The organism is Rhizobium acidisoli, assembly GCF_002531755.2.
In the GTDB taxonomy this organism is placed as follows: Bacteria; Pseudomonadota; Alphaproteobacteria; order Rhizobiales; family Rhizobiaceae; genus Rhizobium; species Rhizobium acidisoli.
In genome coordinates this window covers 2,806,251-2,822,517 of record NZ_CP034998.1, presented here as the reverse complement: position 1 = coordinate 2,822,517, position 16,267 = coordinate 2,806,251, and the positions used below count along the sequence as shown (strand labels likewise).

Sequence of the window (16,267 nt, the reverse complement as noted above, 5' to 3'; positions counted from 1 at the left end):
CAAGTTGCCGCTTCGGGAGGCCGGATTTTGCAGAGTAGTGCCGTCATCGTATGTTCTGACGTCAACATGCTGCCGGCTGCCTGCTGCACGCTGCTATCCGTCAAGCGCAATCTCGACGGTCCTGGCGTGGAGTTCCTGCTTCTCGGCATCGACCTCAAGCCGAACGAGATCGCCGAGGTCGGCAATTTCGCGAAGCTGCACGACATGGCGATCACTGTGCTGCCCTATAATACCCCGGATACGGCAAAGCAGGCCCGGGGCCGCTGGTCGGGGGCGACACTGGCGCGGCTCTACATGGATCTGCATATTCCCGATCATATCGAGCGCCTGCTTTACCTCGACGCCGACGTGCTCGCGGTAGCGCCCGTCGACGAACTCTTCACCAGGGATCTCCGAGGCAAGGCGCTTGCTGCGGTCGACGATTATGTCATGGCCTTCCCAGAGAAAGCCGGAGCACGGCAGCGCAAGATTGGCATGGGCGAGGGCGGACGCTATTTCAATGCCGGCGTGCTGCTGTTCGACTGGTCGGCCTGCCGGGCGAAGGGGCTTTTCGCCAGAACCCGGGAAATCTTCGAGGAGCGGTCGCATCTTTTCGAAAATAACGACCAGGATGCGCTAAACGTCAGTTTCGACGGCGACTGGCTGGTGCTCGATCCGCGCTGGAACACGCAGACGGGGCTTTTACCTTTCGTCGATCGGCCGGCCATCTTTCACTTTACCGGCCGCAAGAAACCGTGGCAGGCGACCGTTCCCTGGGTGCATCGGCGGATGGCCAGGCAGTATGTCGAGGATCTCCGGAACACGCCCTGGGCCTCCTTTTGCAGGCAGCCGTCGGCTGCGGGCCGGATCGGTGGATTCTTCTCGCATGTAGGAAAGCAGATCGGCGGGCTGGCGCGGCTTGCACGGATGCGCGCCTATTTCAGCAACAGCTAGCAAGGCGCGTCCTTGGAAAGTGCATGTGAGCCGATATGGAATCGATCCCCAGTGATACGCAGAGGTTAGCCGCCGCCGATAGCGGCTTCAATTTCCTGACGCCGGAAGCGTGGAAGGCGCTGCTGTCGCGCTATTCCCACATCGTGCTGGTGGCAAACAGCGAAGCGGTCGATTTCGAGCGGCTGCGAAGCGAGCTGCCGGAGACAACGCTCTACGTCTTCTTCAACAATGTCTACAAGGTGCTCGACGAATCCTTCACCGGACATGCAGTGCTGGTTGCCCGCAGCGGCGTGATGGGTGCCAATATCGTCCACCGGCGCGAGGTGGCGGATGTCCTGCGCTTCTTTGCCGGCGATGATTTTCTGGGTGTGGTCAACATCCGCGTCTCGCCCGAGGAGAACTTCAGCGAGGAGAGCCGCTTCGATGGCACCGGCACCCGCCATCTCGATCTGACGCAAATGATCGGAGATCTCTATCCAACAGGCAAGATCGCGACGAGCGGCTTTGCGATGGCGCTCTGGCTTGCCGACCTGCAGCTGCCGGGCAAGATCCTGCTTGCCGGCTTTTCGGCAAAGAGAAGCGAGAAGTGGAAGGTCTTCGACGTGCACGATTGGACGTTCGAGCAAATCTTCCTGCGTCTCTTCGCCAGGATGGGTACGATCTCGATGATGGGCGGCGTCGATGCCAGCCCCTATGCGGCGCTCGCCAAACGCTTTCCCCAGGTGCCGCCGGTCGAAATAGCGATGACGGCGGCCGAAGTCCTGTCCGAGCGGCTTCACAATGCAAACAGCCAGATCGACAGGCTGATGTCCGTTACCAAATCCATCCGCGCCGTCGAAAACTTCTTCCGCCGTTTCAAACCGAAAACCCGTAAAGAGCGCTTCCTGGAAAAATCGAAAGAATGACTGTCGCAGGCTCCCGCCACCGGGCGTGACCTGCCGAGAGAACTCCTTTCGAGATCGAAAGCAGCGCCATCTTCAAAGCCCCAGCGCCGTCAGCATGACGAAAGTGGCAAAGAGGATGAAGTGCGTCATGCCTTCGATGGCGTTGGTCTCGCCGTCATTGAGGTTGATCGCTGCGGCAATCAGCGTAATCGTCACCATCACCGTCTGCACCGGGGTCATCGCCATGATGAAGGGTTGGCCGGTATAGAGCGCGATCGCCTCCATGACTGGCACCGTCAGGATCACGGTCGAGAGTGAGGCGCCCATGGCTATGTTGACGGTCGCCTGCATGCGGTTCTTGAGGGCCGCCTTCAAGGCGGTCAGGATCTCGGGGGCAGCTGAAATCGCCGCGACGACGACGGCGGTGACGGCGATCGGCGCGCCGCTGTCGCGCAGACCCTCGGTCATCAAGGCCGACATGAACTCGGCCAGCAGGCCGATGATGACGACGCCGACGAGAATGGTGGCGATCGATATCGCGGCCGGCTCGTCAGCGCCGTGCGCGTCCGGAGCCCCCTTCTTCCGTTCGGAGCGCGGGTAGCTGTAGCTGAAAAAATAGCTGTGCTGGCCGACCTGCATGCGCAGGAAGAGGCCGTAGAGCGCAATCATCGCGACGATGGTGAAGGCGGAATAATAGTGCCATTTGTCGCCGGGCACGAATTCCGGCACGATCATCGAGATGCCCATGGCGGTGAGGATCATCACGCCGTAGGTCTTGCCCGAATTGTCGTTGTAGGGCTGTTCGCCGTGCTTCAGGCCGCCGAGCAGGGCGGCGAGACCCAGTATGCCGTTGATATCGAGCATCAGGGCCGAATAGATCGTGTCGCGCACCAGTGTCGGCGAACTCTCTCCGCTCATCATGATGGCGAGGATGATGACCTCCACGGCAACAGCCGCCAGCGTCAGGATCATCGTGCCATAGGGGTCGCCGACCTTGACGGCGAGCAGTTCGGCGTGATGGGCAACGCGGATCGAGGCGAGAACGATGGTGCCGACCAGGGCGGCGGCGGCGATCAGCGCGACGCCGCGTCCCATCTCGATCACCGTGTGTTCCAAGAGATAGGCGATCGCTGCAACGGCAAGTGCGGCGACCAGAAACTTCTCTTCTTTTAAGCGTGATGCAATCGCCAAGTTTCAGCTCCTGTCCCGATTCATGCGTTTTATCTAAGTCACTGATTTCGCATATCAAGAAAGCCGCGGTCTGGTGCCATTTGCAGTCTTTGGCGTTTAATGGAATACTGAACGTCATCGGGGCCGGAAAGCAGATCGCGGCGTCCTCGAATTCTTGTCAAGCGGCCGCGATGATCCGGATCCTGTCCGGAAGCGTGCGAATGCGCAACAAGAAGATGAGGAGACGGATGCATGATCAAGGTGGTCTACGAAGTCGTGCCGCATGACGGCGGTTGGGCTTACAGGCTCGGAGGCGTCTATTCCGAGGCATTCCCGACTCATGCCGAGGCGCTCGAAGCTGCGCGCATCGTCGCGGCCGAACAGCAGGTCGGCGGCGATTCCGCCGAGATCAGTTGGCAGGACGAGAATGGCAAGTGGCATGAGGAATATGCCGAAGGCGGTGACCGGCCGGAAACCGAGGTGGTGGACGGTCAGTGGAAGGACCGCGGGGCCGGAGCCTCGCAAGGCATTTGAAGTCAGCGATCGTCCGCCAATGCCCGCGCGACGATCGCGTCGACGAATTCGCGCTTATGCGCGGTGTAACCGTTGCCATCCATCCTGAATTCGCCTGCAAGCCTGCGTTTAAGCGCGGCATATTCGGCCGCGGCCTCGGGATGCGCGATGAGATGATCCCGGAAAGCCAGCCTGTTTCGATGCGTGCCATTGCCGGCAGGACAAAGGTAGACCCGCTCCCGCGGCACCAAACCTCTCGATAAAAACGCCCAGACCTCGTCGTCATAACGATTGCCGCGCGGTTCGTAACCTTCGGCCAGAAGCACATCGGTGGCAGCCTCGATATGCCCGAGGCTGGGAAGAACGATGTCGATATCGATCAGCGGCTTGGCAGTCATGCCCGATATGGACGTGCTGCCAATGTGATCGATGGAGAGCGCCTGCGGCAGCAAGACGAGCAACCTGTCACGGATGCGCCTGAACGCCTGCGGCCATTGCGGATCGTAGGGCACGAGTTCAACCGGATCGTGGCTCATCATTTTCTCCCGCTGCAGCGCCGTGCATCCGACAGGACAGCTTTCGGGTGCTCTCTTGCGTTGAAATTTGCGCATGATTCTCTTCGGAAATCGATTCCCGATTCGAGGCTATGTGCCGGTCGAATATCGGTGATAGTCCTGAAGCCCTTTGACCAGTGCGTCGAAGGTGGCGCGGCAGCGTGGCGAGGTCTTCAGGCTCTCATGCATCGCCACCCACGTGGCGAGCGGGATGTTGAACGCATCGGGCAGGAGGTGCACCAGATCGGGATTATCACGTGCGAGCCCGATTTGGCAGAGACCGATGCCGACGCCGGCGCGGATCGCCGCAAGCTGGGCAAGATTGCTGTCGGTCCTGTAGGAGAAGTCGACGCCCGGCACTTCATAGCGTTTTGTTACCAGGCGGACATAGGCCGTCTGGCGGTCGAAGCCGATGAGCCGGTGGTCTGCGAGGTCAGCCAGGGTTTGCGGAATGCCGTGTCGTTCGAGGTAGCGGCGATGGGCGTGGAAACCAAGCGGGATATCGCCGATGCGGCGCACGACGAGCGCACCCTGCTGCGGCTCGGCCATGCGCACGGCGATATCGGCCTCGCGGTTCACCAGATCCTCAATCGCATCGGAGGCCGAGAGTTCGATCTGGAGTTCGGGGTAGGCGTCCTGCAGCGGTCCGAAAATCCCAGGCAGTACTTCGACGGCGATGACCTCGCTGGCGCTGACCCTGACGGTTCCGGCGACGCGCTCGCGCTCACCGGATGCGGTGCGCAAAAGCGCGGCGGTGGTTGCCGCCAGCGTCTCGGCATAGGGCTTCAGCGCCAATGCGGCATCGGTCGGCAGCAGCCCGTTCGGGGATCGGGTGAAGAGTTCGGCGCCGATTGCCGTTTCCAATGCGTCGACATGGCGGCCTATGGTCGGCTGCGTCAGCCCCAACTCGCGGGCGGCGGCCGAAAGCGACCCTTGCTGAAGCACGGTCAGGAAAGCGCGGTAGAAATCCCAGCTGGGTTCGGTACTCATATATTTTTGTATAGCAGATGCATTTATTTCGTCAATTTTGTTTATTTAGGGCCGGTGGCATAGTCCTTCCATTCAAGCGAAGGAGATGATTGTCATGAGCAACGAAATGAAGAAGACGGCCCTCGTTCTCGGCGCCACCGGCGGTATCGGCGGCGCGGTTGCCCGCAAGCTGCTTGCGCGCGGTTGGCGCATCCGGGCGCTCAACCGTGACGCCGCCAAGGTGTCGAGGCGTGAGCCGGCTTTCGAATGGGTGCAGGGCGATGCAATGAATGCCGGTGACGTCCTGAGGGCGGCTGAAGGCGTCAGCCTGATCGTCCACGCCGTCAATCCGCCCGGGTACCGCAACTGGGAAACGCTGGTGCTGCCGATGTTGGACAATACCATTGCCGCTGCCCGCACCGTCGGCGCCCGCATCGTACTGCCTGGAAACGTCTACAATTTCGGTCCGGACGCCCTGCCGGCGCCGACGGAGGAAAGCCCGCAGCATCCGCTGACGAAGAAGGGGGCGATCCGCGTCGAGATGGAGAAGCGGCTGGCAGCGGCATCTGAAGCTGGTGTTGGCGCGATCATCGTCAGGGCAGGGGATTTCTTCGGCCCGGGCACGACTGGAAACAGCTGGTTTTCATCGGGTCTGGTCACGCCGGGCAGACCCGTCGGCACGATCAAGAATCCGGGGCAGCGCGGCATCGGCCATCAGTGGGCCTATCTGCCCGATATGGCGGAAACCATGGCCCAGCTCATCGAGCGCGCCGATCGGCTGCCGCCCTTTGCCGTCTACCATATGGAGGGGTTCTGGGATGCAGACGGCATGCAGATGGCCGAAGCGATCAAGCGTGTGGCCGGCGGCAGGGCGAAGATCGGTAGCTTCCCCTGGTGGATCGTGCCGCTCGCTGCGCCCTTTATGCCGATCATGCGGGAGATCAAGGAGATGCGCTATCTGTGGAAGGTGCCGCTCAGGATGCGGAACAGCAGGTTGACGGCCGAACTCGGCAAGGAGCCGCAGACGCCGATCGATGATGCGGTGAGGGCCTCACTCGTGGCACTCGGCTGCCTGCCGGAACCGCATCGTGACATGGCGGCGGCCTTGATCGTACCTTGGTCCGAGAGTGCAGGTTAAGCCTCGAGTTCGGCCAGCGCGATCCGGGCGACCGTCAAGGCGGTCTCGGCCTGCTTTATGTTCGGGTCGCCGAGGAACCAGGCGGCGGAAAGGCCGGAATAGGCGGCGATCCATTGTAGCAGCCGCTTCGGCTCGATCCCGGCTTCGGCCGAGACGATGGCGAGCTGGCGGCGGAAACGAGCGGGGTCAGTGTTAACAGGCAGTTCCGCGTTGGCGAAGATGTTGGCGAAATCGAAGCCGCGCTCGCCATGCAGCCGCTTCGGATCGATCGCCAGCCAGCCGCGCGCCTCGAAATCGAGGATATTGCCGTGGTGGATGTCGCCGTGGAGGACGGTGAGGTCACGCGGATCGGCAAGCAGCGCATTGGCAATCGCCGAGCATTCGGCCAGCGTGCCGCCATGTTTGCCTGCCGCCGGCTCGAGATCGCGGAACCAGCGGGTGAGGGGGATGGGATCGGGAAGCGGTTTTTCGCGCGGCGCATGCAGCCGTGCCGCCGTTCGGCAAAGGATGCGGCTTGCCTCGTCGTCCTCGCCGTTCATCGCCATGGCAAGCAGCGAGCGTTCTCCCATCGCCCGTTCCAGGAGCACCGCGTCGCCCTCATGAGCATAGACATGGGCTGCGCCGTCGCCATCCCACCATTGCATCAACAGCGCGCCGTATCGTTCGTCGACATCGACGGCCACTTTCAGCATGGCAGGTTTCTCCTGCCAGAGGACCGGCAGCAGTCGGCTTGAATGGGTGATGATGGGCTCGCCGTCCGATATCAGCGACCAGCGATCAAGATGGGCAGCGAACATAGGCACACCCTACAAAGATGCGCGGGAAATGAAAATCCCGCCTTCAGGCGGGATTCGCAATGTGTATTCGAAAGGTTCAGGCGACCTTTTCGAGAGCGGGATAGTCGACGTAGCCCTTGGCGGTGCCGCCATAGAAGGTCGACTGGTCAGGCGTGTTGAGCGGCAGGTTCTTCGCCAGCCGTTCGACGAGATCGGGATTGGCGATGAAAGGCTTGCCGAAGGCGACGAGGTCGACGCGGCCGCTTTCGACGGCGTCGATCGCCAGATCGCGGTCATAACCGTTATTGACCATCCAGTCGGCCTTGCCGCCGGCAGTTTCATAAGCCTGGCGCAACGCCTTGTAATCGAAGGAAGGATTGTCGCCCTGGCGGTAGTCGCGATCACCGCCGGTCTGGCCTTCGATCACATGGATATAGGCGAGATCGTATCTGGCCAGCCCCTCGACGACATGGGTGAAAGTCGCCTGCGGATTGGAATCGTAGCTTTCGCCCGACGGTGTCACCGGCGAGATGCGGATCGCGGTGCGGCCTGCGCCGATTTCGCTGACGACGGCATCGACGACATCGAAGGTCAGGCGCGCGCGGTTTTCGATCGAGCCGCCATATTGATCGGTGCGGTCGTTGACGCCGTCGCGGATGAACTGGTCGAGCAGGTAGCCGTTGGCGCCATGGATCTCGACGCCGTCGAAGCCGGCGTCGATCGCCGCACGCGCGGCCTTGCGGTAATCTTCGATGATACCGGGGATTTCAGCGGTTTCTAGGGCGCGCGGCTCGGAGGTGTCGGCAAAGCTGCCGGTGCCGTCGCCATTGACCAGGTAGGTCTTGGCCTTGGCGACCCGGTCGGTCGAGGAGACGGGTTTGCCGCCATCCGGCTGCAGCGTCGTGTGCGAGATGCGGCCGACATGCCACATCTGGACGACGATCTTGCCGCCGGCCGCGTGAACGGCTTCGGTGACGCGCTTCCAGCCGTCGAGAGCCTCTTTGCTGTAGAGACCGGGGACGTTGGCGTAACCCTGGCCCTGATGGGTGATCGCGGTCGCTTCGGTAATGATCAGGCCTGCCGTGGCGCGCTGGCGATAATATTCGACATTGAGGTCGTTCGGGATGGCGCCCGGCGAGCGGTTGCGGGTGAGCGGCGCCATGACGATGCGGTTCTTGACTGTAATGTCGCCAACCTTGGTGGGTTCGAAAAGCTTGGCCATGATGGTCCTTTCTTTTGCGGGAGGATCACTCGGCAGGGGCGAGGGCGGCTCGGCCCCTGGCGGAGAGATAGGTGAGCGCCGTCGCGCCGAGGCCGATCAGGGCCATCAAGGCTGCGGCGAGCGGGACGCGGGTAAGATCGAAGCCGGCATCGATGACCAGACCGCCAACCCAGGCGCCGAGCGCGTTGCCGGTGTTGAAGGCGCCGATATTGATGGTCGAGACGAGGTTCGGGGCGTCCTTGCCGAAGCCGACGACGCCGACCTGGAGCGCCGGCACGGCGGCAAAGCTTGCTAGGGCCCAGAGGAAGAGCATGATCTCAGCCGGGATGAAGAAGCGGCTGGTATAGCTGAAGGCGATCGACGTGACGGCGATGGCGGCGAAGACGCCGGCGAGCGTCGCGCCAAGCCGCCAGTCCGCCAGTTTGCCGCCGATGAGATTGCCGATGGTCAGCCCGAGGCCGATCAGGAACAGCGTCCAGGTGACGCCTTCCGGCGAAACGCCGGTGACGTCACGCAGCAGCGGGGCGATATAGGTGAAGAGGGCAAACATCGAGGCGGCGAAGAAGACGGTGGTGGACAGCGCCAGCCACAGGCCGCCATTCCGGAGTGCGGCGATCTCGCGCAGGATACTGCCGTTTTCCTGCTGCCTGTCCCTGGGCAGGATGGCGATCAAGCCTGATATGGTGACGACGCCGATGACGGTGACGATACCGAAGGTGGCGCGCCAGCCATAGGCCTGGCCGATGGCGGTGCCGAGCGGCACGCCAAGAACATTGGCGAGCGTCAGGCCGGTAAACATCAGGGCGACGGCGCGGGCCTTGCGGTCTTCGGCGACCAGGCCGGCGGCGACGACCGAACCGATGCCGAAGAAGGCGCCGTGGCAAAGCGCGGTCACGATACGGGCGATCATCAGTACCCAGTAGTCGCTTGCCAGCGCGCAAAGCAGGTTGCCGGCAATGAAGAAGGCCATCAGCGCGATCAGGGCGGTGCGGCGCTTCAACTTGGCCGTCGAAATAGCCATCACCGGGGCGCCGATTGCGACCGCCAGTGCATAACCGGTTACCAGCCACCCGGCCTGGGGGATCGTCACCGAGAGATCGGCGGCGACCTCGGGCAGAAGACCCATGATGACGAATTCGGTGGTGCCTATCGCAAACGAGCTCAAGGCAAGGACGAGAAGGGCGAGGGGCATTTTAAAGATCCTGCGTCAGCTGCTTGAGGAATGCAGCGATCGTTTCTTCGTTGCGCTTGTAGAAGATCCACTGTCCCACGCGTTTGGTGGTGACGAGGCCGGCGCGATGCAGCGTTCCCAAATGAGCCGAGACCGTCGACTGCGACAGGCCGCAGCGCTCGAACTGGCTGGCACAGACACCCATTTCGAACGGATGCTCCTGCGAGGGGAAATGCTGCTCGGGATTTTTCAGCCAGTTCAGAATGTCCATCCGGGTGGGATGGGCGAGTGCCTTGATAATCTCGTCTTTGTCCATCGTCGCTCGCCGAACTATAAATCGTGTTTGTTCGATATATTGATCGTCAGGCGTCGATATGCAAATCACGGAGGCGTGAGGCCGTGCGTTTTATTGAGTGAGCAAAATTTGGGCAAAAAAAGAGGGCCACCGGAAAACCAGGGCCCTTGTAATTGTGAAGGTCAAAAACCTCCAGAGGGGAACAGCTAATGCGGTGGTACTGGGAGAGAAACCACAAGATGCATCAGCTGAGATAGATATGGTGCTTCCTTGGGCAGGTTTCAATGCTTTTTTGTGCATGCCTGCTATGCGCCGCACAATTTTTTTGCGGCGCAGCATTCTCCGGGCGCGTAAGGCAAAAAAAGAGGGCCACTGGAAAACCAGGGCCCTTATAAGTGTGAAGGTCAAAAACCTCCAGAGGGGAACAGCTAATGCGGTGGAACTGGGAGGAAAAGCCACCATGTGCATCAGCTATGTGCGATATGGTGGTTTAATGGGCAAACGGCAACCCTTATTTGTGCATGCCAGTCATGCGTTCAATGCATAGTATGGAAAACATTCCATAAATCTGGCCTAGGTGCGGATGATCTAAGGCCGATCCGGCCGAAAATCATCCGGATCTAATCAGAGCAGGTGAGCATGATGTCGTCCGACAACCGCTCACACTTTTCGGCATGATGTTTTAGAAATTCCAGTTTCTGGCCTTGCTGACGATGAAATCACGGAAGGCCTTCAGCTTGGCGGCGTTCTTGATCTCATCGGGATAGCAGAAATAGGTGTCGAAGGAGGGAACGTCGGCATTGATCGCCAGCTGAATCAGCCCGGGATCGCGGCCGACGATGTAATCCGGCAGGCAGGCGACGCCGATGCCGAGCAGGGCGGCGCGCTTGATCGAGGTCTGGCTGTTGATCTGCAGATGCGGGATGCGCTTGTTGTCCGACGAGCGGCCGGCGACCTCAAGCCAGTTGACGTCGAGCAGGTAGCTCGGCGCCGGCTCGCCGAAGGTGATGATGCGGTGATTGTCGAGATCCTCGATCTTCTGCGGCTCGCCATGGCGGTTGATGTAAGAGGGAGCGGCATAGACGTGCATGTGCACGGTGAAGAGCTTGCGCTGGATGAGGTCGGATTGCTGCGGCTGGCGCAGGCGGATCGCGCAGTCGGCATGGCGCATGTTCACATCCACTTCCTCATTGTCGAGGATCAGCTGGATCTGCACATCGGGATAAAGCTGCAGGAATTCCTGGATCTTGTCGGTCAGCCAGCCCTGGCCGAGGCCGACTGTGGTGGTGACGCGCAGCTTGCCGGACGGTGTTTCGTTGGTTTCCGTCAACTGCATCTTCACGGTTTCGAGCTTCAGCAGCACGTCATGGGCGGTGCGGTACAGCAGCTCGCCCTGTTCCGTCAGGATCAGGCCGCGCGCATGGCGGTGAAACAGCTTGGTGCCGACATCCTGCTCCAGCGCGCTCACCTGGCGGCTGATGGCGGACTGGGACAAATGGAGTTTATCCGCCGCATGGGTGAACGAACCCGCTTCGGCAGCTGCGTGAAAAATACGCAGCTTATCCCAATCCAATGGCATTCCCCCACCCCTCATGCCGATCTTACTCCGCGGCTACGGCGACGGGCATGTGACCCGTCAGATAGCGCTCGGCTTCAAGCGCTGCCATGCATCCAAGACCGGCGGCAGTGATTGCCTGACGGAAGGTGTCGTCGGTCACGTCGCCGGCGGCATAGACCCCTTCCAGGCTGGTCGCGGTCGAGTCCGGCGCCGTCCAGAGATAGCCGTTGTCCTTCAGCTTCAGTTTGTCCTTGAAGAGCTCGGTTGCCGGCGCATGGCCGATGGCGACGAAAACGCCATCGATTGCCATCTCGGTGATCGCGCCGGTTTTGACGTCGCGCAGTCGTGCGCCGGAGACGGATTGCGGCATCGGAGGCTTGGCCGGCGTGCCGGTGATTTCGGCCACTTCGGTGTTCCACAACACCTTGACGTTCTCCTTGGAGAACAAGCGTTCCTGCAGGATCTTTTCTGCCCGGAAGAAGTCGCGGCGGTGGACCAATGTCACCGACTTGGCGATGTTGGAGAGGTAGAGCGCCTCCTCGACGGCGCTGTTGCCGCCGCCGACCACGATCACATTCTTGTTGCGATAGAAGAAACCGTCGCAGGTGGCGCAGGCCGAAACGCCGAAGCCCTGGAAATGCTGCTCGCTCTCGATGCCGAGCCACTTGGCCTTGGCGCCGGTGGCGATGATCAGCGTATCGGCAGTCCAGACCTGGCCGCTGTCGGTGCGGGCGACGAAGGGGCGCTGGTTCATGTCGACTTCGGTCACCAGATCGTTGACGATCTCGGCGCCGACATGTTTTGCCTGCTGCAGCATCTGTTCCATCAGCCAGGGGCCCTGGATGGGATCGGCAAAGCCCGGATAATTCTCCACATCGGTGGTGATCATCAGCTGGCCGCCCTGTTCGAGACCGGCGATCAAAACCGGCTTCAGCATGGCGCGCGCGGCATAGACCGCGGCGGTATAGCCTGCGGGTCCGGAACCGATGATGAGCACCTTGGTATGGCGGGCGGGCATGTCATTTCCTTTCGACTGGCAGGAGGGCGGCGGCTAAGTGGCGATTACGGCCGTTTCGCGGTCCCTGCGCCATTTATGAACGTCCAATGCTTTTATTCAAGGGCAGCCTTGCGTTACCAACAAGGCAAATCGGCCGGATGTGCAAGAATCCGTCATCGGCGTGAAACATTCTTGCGTATTCCGCGGCTTTATATAGAAGCTCCCCGCGGAGAATTAAAGAAAGGCCATGATGTGGGTCGCGCCGAACTCGACGTCATCGACATAAAGATCCTCCGGGAATTGCAGGCCGACGGCCGCATGACCAATGTGGAGCTGGCCGACCGCGTCGGCATCTCGGCACCGCCATGCCTGCGCCGGGTGCGCAAGCTCGAGGAAGCGGGCATCATCGAGGGCTACCATGCGATGCTGAACAGCCCGAGGCTCGGCTTCGACCTCGTCGCTTTCTGCATGGTCGGCCTCAAGCATCAGTCGGAAGGCAATCTCAAGTCCTTTGCCGCCGCCACCGCCGAATGGCCGCTGGTGCGCCAGGCCTGGATGGTTTCGGGCGACAGCGATTTCCTGCTGCATTGCGTGGCTGAAAATCTCACCCACTTCCAGGATTTCGTCATCGAGGTGCTGACGGCGAACGAACATGTCGATACCGTGCGCACCATGCTGACGATCCGGCAGGTGAAGAAGCTGGGACTGGTCGAAGTCTGAAGCTGTCTAAAGCGCGTCGCGATCTTTCACATTCGCTCGTTGCGCTTTAGGTTTTTTACGCATGTCGTTGCCGCAAAACCGCTGCACACTTTTGCGCGACATGCGTTATTTGCGCGCGGAATAGCCGCCGCGGTTGATGCCGTGGCGCTGGAGCTTGTCGTAAAACGTCTTTCTCGGAATGCCGAGCGCCTCGATGGTGCTGCGCACGTCGCCGTCATTGGCCGTGAGCGCGTCGCGGATGATCTCCGCCTCGTAACGCTCAAGCCGTTCGGGCAGTGTGCCGCCGGTCGGCTGGGCAGGGACGGGTGCGGCTGCGCCGCCTTCGACACCCAGGACCACGCGTTCGGCATAATGCGAGAGCTCGCGGACATTGCCCGGCCATGCATGCGCGGCAAAGTGGCGGCGCACCTCGGGCGAAAGCTCCGGAACATCGCGGCGGAAGCGCTCGGCGGCGCGGGCGGCGAAATGGGAAAACAGCAGCGGAATATCGTCGCGGCGCTCCCTCAGCGGCGGAATGGAGATCGTCACCACATTCAGCCTGTAATAGAGGTCCTCGCGAAAATCGCCGCGCAGGTCGGGATCGCCGAGATCGATCTTGGCGGCTGCGACGACGCGCAGATCGACCGGGCGTACTTCATTGGTGCCGAGCGGGGTGATTTCACGCATCTCCAGCACCCGCAGCATCTTGACCTGGGTGGCAACCGGCATGCTCTCGATCTCGTCGAGGAAAAGCGTGCCGCCGCTTGCATGTTCGATGCGGCCGGTGCGGCGCTTCTGGGCGCCGGTAAAGGCGCCGGCCTCGTGGCCGAACAGCTCGCTTTCGATGACGGTTTCGGGGAGCGCGCCGCAGTTCAGCGCCACGAAATTGCCCTTCCGGCGGTGGCTCCACTGATGCAGGATCTGGGCGACGACTTCCTTACCGCTGCCGGTTTCGCCGGCAACGAGCACGTCGACATCGGTATCGGCGATATGGCGAAGAATCTTCCGCAAATTTTCCATGACCGGCGTCTGGCCGATCAACGGTGAATTCTCCTGCGCATCCTCGGCAGCTTTGCGCAGCAAGCGGTTTTCCAGGATTAGCCGCCGCTTCTCGCTGGCGCGACGCACGCTCTGGACGAGCCGGTCGGCGGCAAAAGGTTTGGCAATGAAATCATAGGCGCCGTCCTGGATTGCCTGAACCGCCATCGGAATATCGCCATGACCGGTCATCAGGATCACCGGCAGGTCGGCGTCCATGCCCTTGAGCATGGCGAACAACTGCAGCCCGTCGATCTCCGGCATGCGGATATCGGTGACGATGGGGCCGGCAAAGTCGGCTGAAAGGTCGGCAAGCGCGGCCTTCGCTCCCTCATAGGCGAAAACCGAGAATCCGGCGAGTTCGAGCGTCTGGGCGGTGGCGCGGCGCAAATCCTTGTCGTCGTCGATCAGCGCAACGGGCATCGGTGTGGCCATGATCTCAAGCCTTCCTCAGATGAACGACGAACCGGGTCCCGCCGCCGTCGCTGTCAACCTCCATCCGCCCGCCGTAATCGCCGACGATGTCCTTGGAGATGACCAGCCCGAGGCCGAGGCCGCTTTCCTTCGAGGTGTTGAACGGCGTGAACAAGCCCTTGCGGATTTCAGGTGAAATGCCGGGGCCGTTATCGGCGACCGTCAACGTCACCATGTCCCCTTCGCTTGACGTCCTGACCTCGACACGCGCCTCGTCGGCCTTCGGCGCCACCGCTTCCAGCGCGTTCTGAAGCAGGTTGATCAGCACCTGTTCGAGGCGGATCCTGTTGCCCATGACCTGCAGGTCGGGCGGCGGCAGGTCGATGTCGAGCGTGTCCATGCGGCCGGCAAAGCGGCTGCGCAACAGCATCACCGCCCCTTCGATCACATCCTTCAAGCCTGTCGGCTCAGCGCTGCCGCGGCCTTTGCGGGCAAAGCTCTTCAGCTCCTCGGTGATCGAGCCGATGCGTTCCGTCAGCGCCGCGATGCTTTCGAGATTTTCACCGGCCGGCGCCGTCTGGCCGCGGTCGAGAAAGGTGCGGGCATTATCGGCATAGGCGCGGATGGTGGCCACCGGCTGGTTGATCTCATGGGCGACGCCGGCGGCCACCTGGCCGAGGATTGCCAGCCGGTTGGCCTGCACCAGATCCTGCTGCACCGCCTGCAATTTCTGCTCGGTGCTCCTGTGGCCGACGATTTCGGCCTGCAGCCGATCCCGCGCCTGGCTGAGATCCTGTGTCCGTTCGGCGACACGCCGTTCCAGTTCCTCCCGCGCCTGCTGTTCGCTCAATATCCTGAGAGTGACAGCCTGGCGGCGGCGCAGCAGGAAGGCGGCGCCGGCCAACAGCGGCAAGAGCGTCAGCAGCGCCAGCATGCGGGCCTCGCGAATGCCGGCATCGACGGACGGACCCAGCGCCACGAGATGCTGCAAATGCCAGGCGGTCGCGGGAACCGGCATTCCGACATCGAGAAAGCTGGTTTTCCCGGCGCCGCCCGGCATGACGATTTCGACGACGTCGAGGTTCTCGCCCAGACTTCGCCCGGTATCGAGCGGCAGCGGCTGCAGCGGCGCGTCGCCGAATTGCAGGCTTTCGCGGATCGCCGTCAACTTGTCGTCGGCAATCCGCCCGATCGTCATAAATCGCCAGGAGGGAATGCTGGTGATGAGGACGATACCGCGGTCGTCGATCACATAGGAGGGGGCGTCCGTGGCGCTCCAATCCGCCTCGACGTCGTCGAACTCGACCTTAACCACGACGACCCCGAGCAGCCCGGTGCTGCCTGATATCCGCTCGGAGATATAAAGGCCGGGTTTCTTGCTGACGGTGCCGAGCGCGAAGTGCTCGGCCTGTCCTTCAGCGACCGCACCCTGAAAATATTCCCGAAAACGATAGTCGTTGCCGACAAAGCTCGTCGGTTCGCGCCAGTTGCTGGCCGCAACCGCCATGCCGTCCTTGTCGATGACGTAGATGACCGCCGCCTTGGTGCCCGCCGCCAGCATCTCCAGCTTCTGGCTGAGCCGCTCGAAGGTGCCGGCATCGTTTCCCGCAAGCGCTGCGGCGAGTGCCGTATCCTGCGACAGCACGAAGGGTAGCGCCCGGTATTTTTCGAGAACCGTGCGCAGCAATGCCGCATTCAGCCTGGCATCGGTGCGGGCCTGTTCTTCGAGAGCCGCCTCGGCATGGCGCCGGCCGATCTCGCCGCTTGCCCACAGGCCGAGGGCGGCGGCAACAAGCGCGATCACCGCATAAGCCCACCACATCCGGCGGATGCGGTGCCGCAGGGGCAGGGAAGGCCACAGCGATGACAGAGACAGGGACATGGCGGATTTGTGCATTTTTCTGCACTGGTTGCAAATAGATTTGTGCGGATTTCC

17 protein-coding genes are annotated in these 16,267 nt (G+C 61.7%); 6 read left to right on the top strand and 11 right to left on the bottom strand.

The features are described from left to right. Positions 1 to 27: 27 nt before the first annotated feature. Positions 28 to 933: a glycosyltransferase family 8 protein gene (locus CO657_RS13985; protein WP_012558474.1), complete on the top strand. Its 906-nt coding sequence runs from the start codon at positions 28 to 30 to the stop codon at positions 931 to 933. Positions 934 to 968: 35 nt separating this feature from the next. Further along, positions 969 to 1,838 carry a hypothetical protein gene (locus CO657_RS13980; RefSeq protein ID WP_003593119.1) on the top strand — a complete coding sequence of 290 codons (870 nt, stop codon included), beginning with the start codon at positions 969 to 971 and terminating at the stop codon, positions 1,836 to 1,838. A gap of 72 nt (positions 1,839 to 1,910) precedes the next feature. On the opposite strand, the gene CO657_RS13975 is transcribed toward CO657_RS13980, so the two are convergent. Further along, on the bottom strand, positions 1,911 to 3,008 hold the full coding sequence (locus tag CO657_RS13975) for a calcium:cation antiporter (protein WP_054182594.1): 1,098 nt from the start codon (positions 3,006 to 3,008) through the stop codon (positions 1,911 to 1,913). Between the two features lie 231 nt (positions 3,009 to 3,239). Between CO657_RS13975 and CO657_RS13970 the strand changes: the two genes are divergently transcribed. Next, positions 3,240 to 3,521, top strand: coding sequence for a DUF2188 domain-containing protein (locus tag CO657_RS13970; protein WP_003593123.1), 282 nt, complete (start codon positions 3,240 to 3,242; stop codon positions 3,519 to 3,521). A 2-nt stretch (positions 3,522 to 3,523) separates the two neighbouring features. Here CO657_RS13970 and CO657_RS13965 read toward each other — a convergent pair whose 3' ends face one another. Both CO657_RS13965 and CO657_RS13960 read right to left on the bottom strand, forming a co-directional pair. Next, entirely contained in the window at positions 3,524 to 4,039 is a 516-nt protein-coding gene (locus CO657_RS13965) for a GrpB family protein (protein ID WP_054182595.1), read from the bottom strand. Between the two features lie 105 nt (positions 4,040 to 4,144). Further along, positions 4,145 to 5,044 (bottom strand): LysR family transcriptional regulator, encoded by a 900-nt coding sequence (locus CO657_RS13960; RefSeq protein WP_054182596.1) that lies wholly within the window; start codon positions 5,042 to 5,044, stop codon positions 4,145 to 4,147. 94 nt (positions 5,045 to 5,138) lie between these two features. On the opposite strand from CO657_RS13960, the gene CO657_RS13955 reads away from it, so the two are divergent. Continuing rightward, positions 5,139 to 6,161, top strand: coding sequence for an NAD-dependent epimerase/dehydratase family protein (locus CO657_RS13955; protein WP_012558469.1), 1,023 nt, complete (start codon positions 5,139 to 5,141; stop codon positions 6,159 to 6,161). On the opposite strand, the gene CO657_RS13950 is transcribed toward CO657_RS13955, so the two are convergent. From CO657_RS13950 to CO657_RS13935, 4 genes are all read right to left on the bottom strand, one after another. Further along, the gene (locus tag CO657_RS13950) at positions 6,158 to 6,958 is read right to left on the bottom strand and encodes an aminoglycoside phosphotransferase family protein (RefSeq protein ID WP_012558468.1); all 801 of its coding nucleotides are present in this window, start codon (positions 6,956 to 6,958) and stop codon (positions 6,158 to 6,160) included. The genes CO657_RS13955 and CO657_RS13950 overlap by 4 nt on opposite strands. Before the next feature lie 76 nt (positions 6,959 to 7,034). Further along, a complete protein-coding gene (locus CO657_RS13945) occupies positions 7,035 to 8,159 on the bottom strand; it encodes an alkene reductase (protein WP_012558467.1) in 1,125 nt (374 codons plus the stop codon). Between the two features lie 25 nt (positions 8,160 to 8,184). Continuing rightward, the gene (locus tag CO657_RS13940; RefSeq protein WP_054182597.1) at positions 8,185 to 9,351 is read right to left on the bottom strand and encodes an MFS transporter; all 1,167 of its coding nucleotides are present in this window, start codon (positions 9,349 to 9,351) and stop codon (positions 8,185 to 8,187) included. Position 9,352: 1 nt separating this feature from the next. Beyond that, a complete protein-coding gene (locus tag CO657_RS13935; protein WP_003593135.1) occupies positions 9,353 to 9,646 on the bottom strand; it encodes an ArsR/SmtB family transcription factor in 294 nt (97 codons plus the stop codon). A gap of 97 nt (positions 9,647 to 9,743) precedes the next feature. Between CO657_RS13935 and CO657_RS13930 the strand changes: the two genes are divergently transcribed. After that, entirely contained in the window at positions 9,744 to 10,172 is a 429-nt protein-coding gene (locus CO657_RS13930) for a hypothetical protein (RefSeq protein WP_128715557.1), read from the top strand. A gap of 135 nt (positions 10,173 to 10,307) precedes the next feature. Here the strand turns inward: CO657_RS13930 and CO657_RS13925 are convergent, their stop codons facing one another. Together CO657_RS13925 and trxB are read right to left on the bottom strand one after the other, a co-directional pair. Next, complete coding sequence (locus CO657_RS13925; RefSeq protein ID WP_003593139.1) at positions 10,308 to 11,204, bottom strand: LysR family transcriptional regulator VtlR; 897 nt, start codon at positions 11,202 to 11,204, stop codon at positions 10,308 to 10,310. A gap of 22 nt (positions 11,205 to 11,226) precedes the next feature. After that, on the bottom strand, positions 11,227 to 12,201 hold the full coding sequence (gene trxB / locus CO657_RS13920) for a thioredoxin-disulfide reductase (RefSeq protein ID WP_012558464.1): 975 nt from the start codon (positions 12,199 to 12,201) through the stop codon (positions 11,227 to 11,229). Between the two features lie 231 nt (positions 12,202 to 12,432). On the opposite strand from trxB, the gene CO657_RS13915 reads away from it, so the two are divergent. Further along, on the top strand, positions 12,433 to 12,900 hold the full coding sequence (locus tag CO657_RS13915; protein WP_003593144.1) for an Lrp/AsnC family transcriptional regulator: 468 nt from the start codon (positions 12,433 to 12,435) through the stop codon (positions 12,898 to 12,900). Positions 12,901 to 13,005: 105 nt separating this feature from the next. Here CO657_RS13915 and CO657_RS13910 read toward each other — a convergent pair whose 3' ends face one another. Together CO657_RS13910 and CO657_RS13905 are read right to left on the bottom strand one after the other, a co-directional pair. Further along, on the bottom strand, positions 13,006 to 14,352 hold the full coding sequence (locus CO657_RS13910; protein ID WP_012558463.1) for a sigma-54-dependent transcriptional regulator: 1,347 nt from the start codon (positions 14,350 to 14,352) through the stop codon (positions 13,006 to 13,008). Positions 14,353 to 14,356: 4 nt separating this feature from the next. Next, positions 14,357 to 16,228, bottom strand: coding sequence for a sensor histidine kinase (locus CO657_RS13905; protein ID WP_012558462.1), 1,872 nt, complete (start codon positions 16,226 to 16,228; stop codon positions 14,357 to 14,359). Positions 16,229 to 16,267 lie beyond the last annotated feature (39 nt).

Excerpts from the sequence above, each read along its gene's own strand:
- CO657_RS13970 (WP_003593123.1), top strand. The coding sequence starts at position 3,240 with ATGATCAAGGTGGTCTACGAAGTCGTGCCGCATGACGGCGGTTGGGCT.
- CO657_RS13935 (WP_003593135.1), bottom strand. The coding sequence starts at position 9,646 with ATGGACAAAGACGAGATTATCAAGGCACTCGCCCATCCCACCCGGATG.
- CO657_RS13980 (WP_003593119.1), top strand. The coding sequence starts at position 969 with ATGGAATCGATCCCCAGTGATACGCAGAGGTTAGCCGCCGCCGATAGC.
- CO657_RS13905 (WP_012558462.1), bottom strand. The coding sequence starts at position 16,228 with ATGCACAAATCCGCCATGTCCCTGTCTCTGTCATCGCTGTGGCCTTCC.
- CO657_RS13945 (WP_012558467.1), bottom strand. The coding sequence starts at position 8,159 with ATGGCCAAGCTTTTCGAACCCACCAAGGTTGGCGACATTACAGTCAAG.
- CO657_RS13955 (WP_012558469.1), top strand. The coding sequence starts at position 5,139 with ATGAGCAACGAAATGAAGAAGACGGCCCTCGTTCTCGGCGCCACCGGC.
- CO657_RS13925 (WP_003593139.1), bottom strand. The coding sequence starts at position 11,204 with ATGCCATTGGATTGGGATAAGCTGCGTATTTTTCACGCAGCTGCCGAA.
- CO657_RS13910 (WP_012558463.1), bottom strand. The coding sequence starts at position 14,352 with ATGGCCACACCGATGCCCGTTGCGCTGATCGACGACGACAAGGATTTG.
- CO657_RS13960 (WP_054182596.1), bottom strand. The coding sequence starts at position 5,044 with ATGAGTACCGAACCCAGCTGGGATTTCTACCGCGCTTTCCTGACCGTG.
- trxB (WP_012558464.1), bottom strand. The coding sequence starts at position 12,201 with ATGCCCGCCCGCCATACCAAGGTGCTCATCATCGGTTCCGGACCCGCA.
- CO657_RS13940 (WP_054182597.1), bottom strand. The coding sequence starts at position 9,351 with ATGCCCCTCGCCCTTCTCGTCCTTGCCTTGAGCTCGTTTGCGATAGGC.
- CO657_RS13965 (WP_054182595.1), bottom strand. The coding sequence starts at position 4,039 with ATGATGAGCCACGATCCGGTTGAACTCGTGCCCTACGATCCGCAATGG.
- CO657_RS13950 (WP_012558468.1), bottom strand. The coding sequence starts at position 6,958 with ATGTTCGCTGCCCATCTTGATCGCTGGTCGCTGATATCGGACGGCGAG.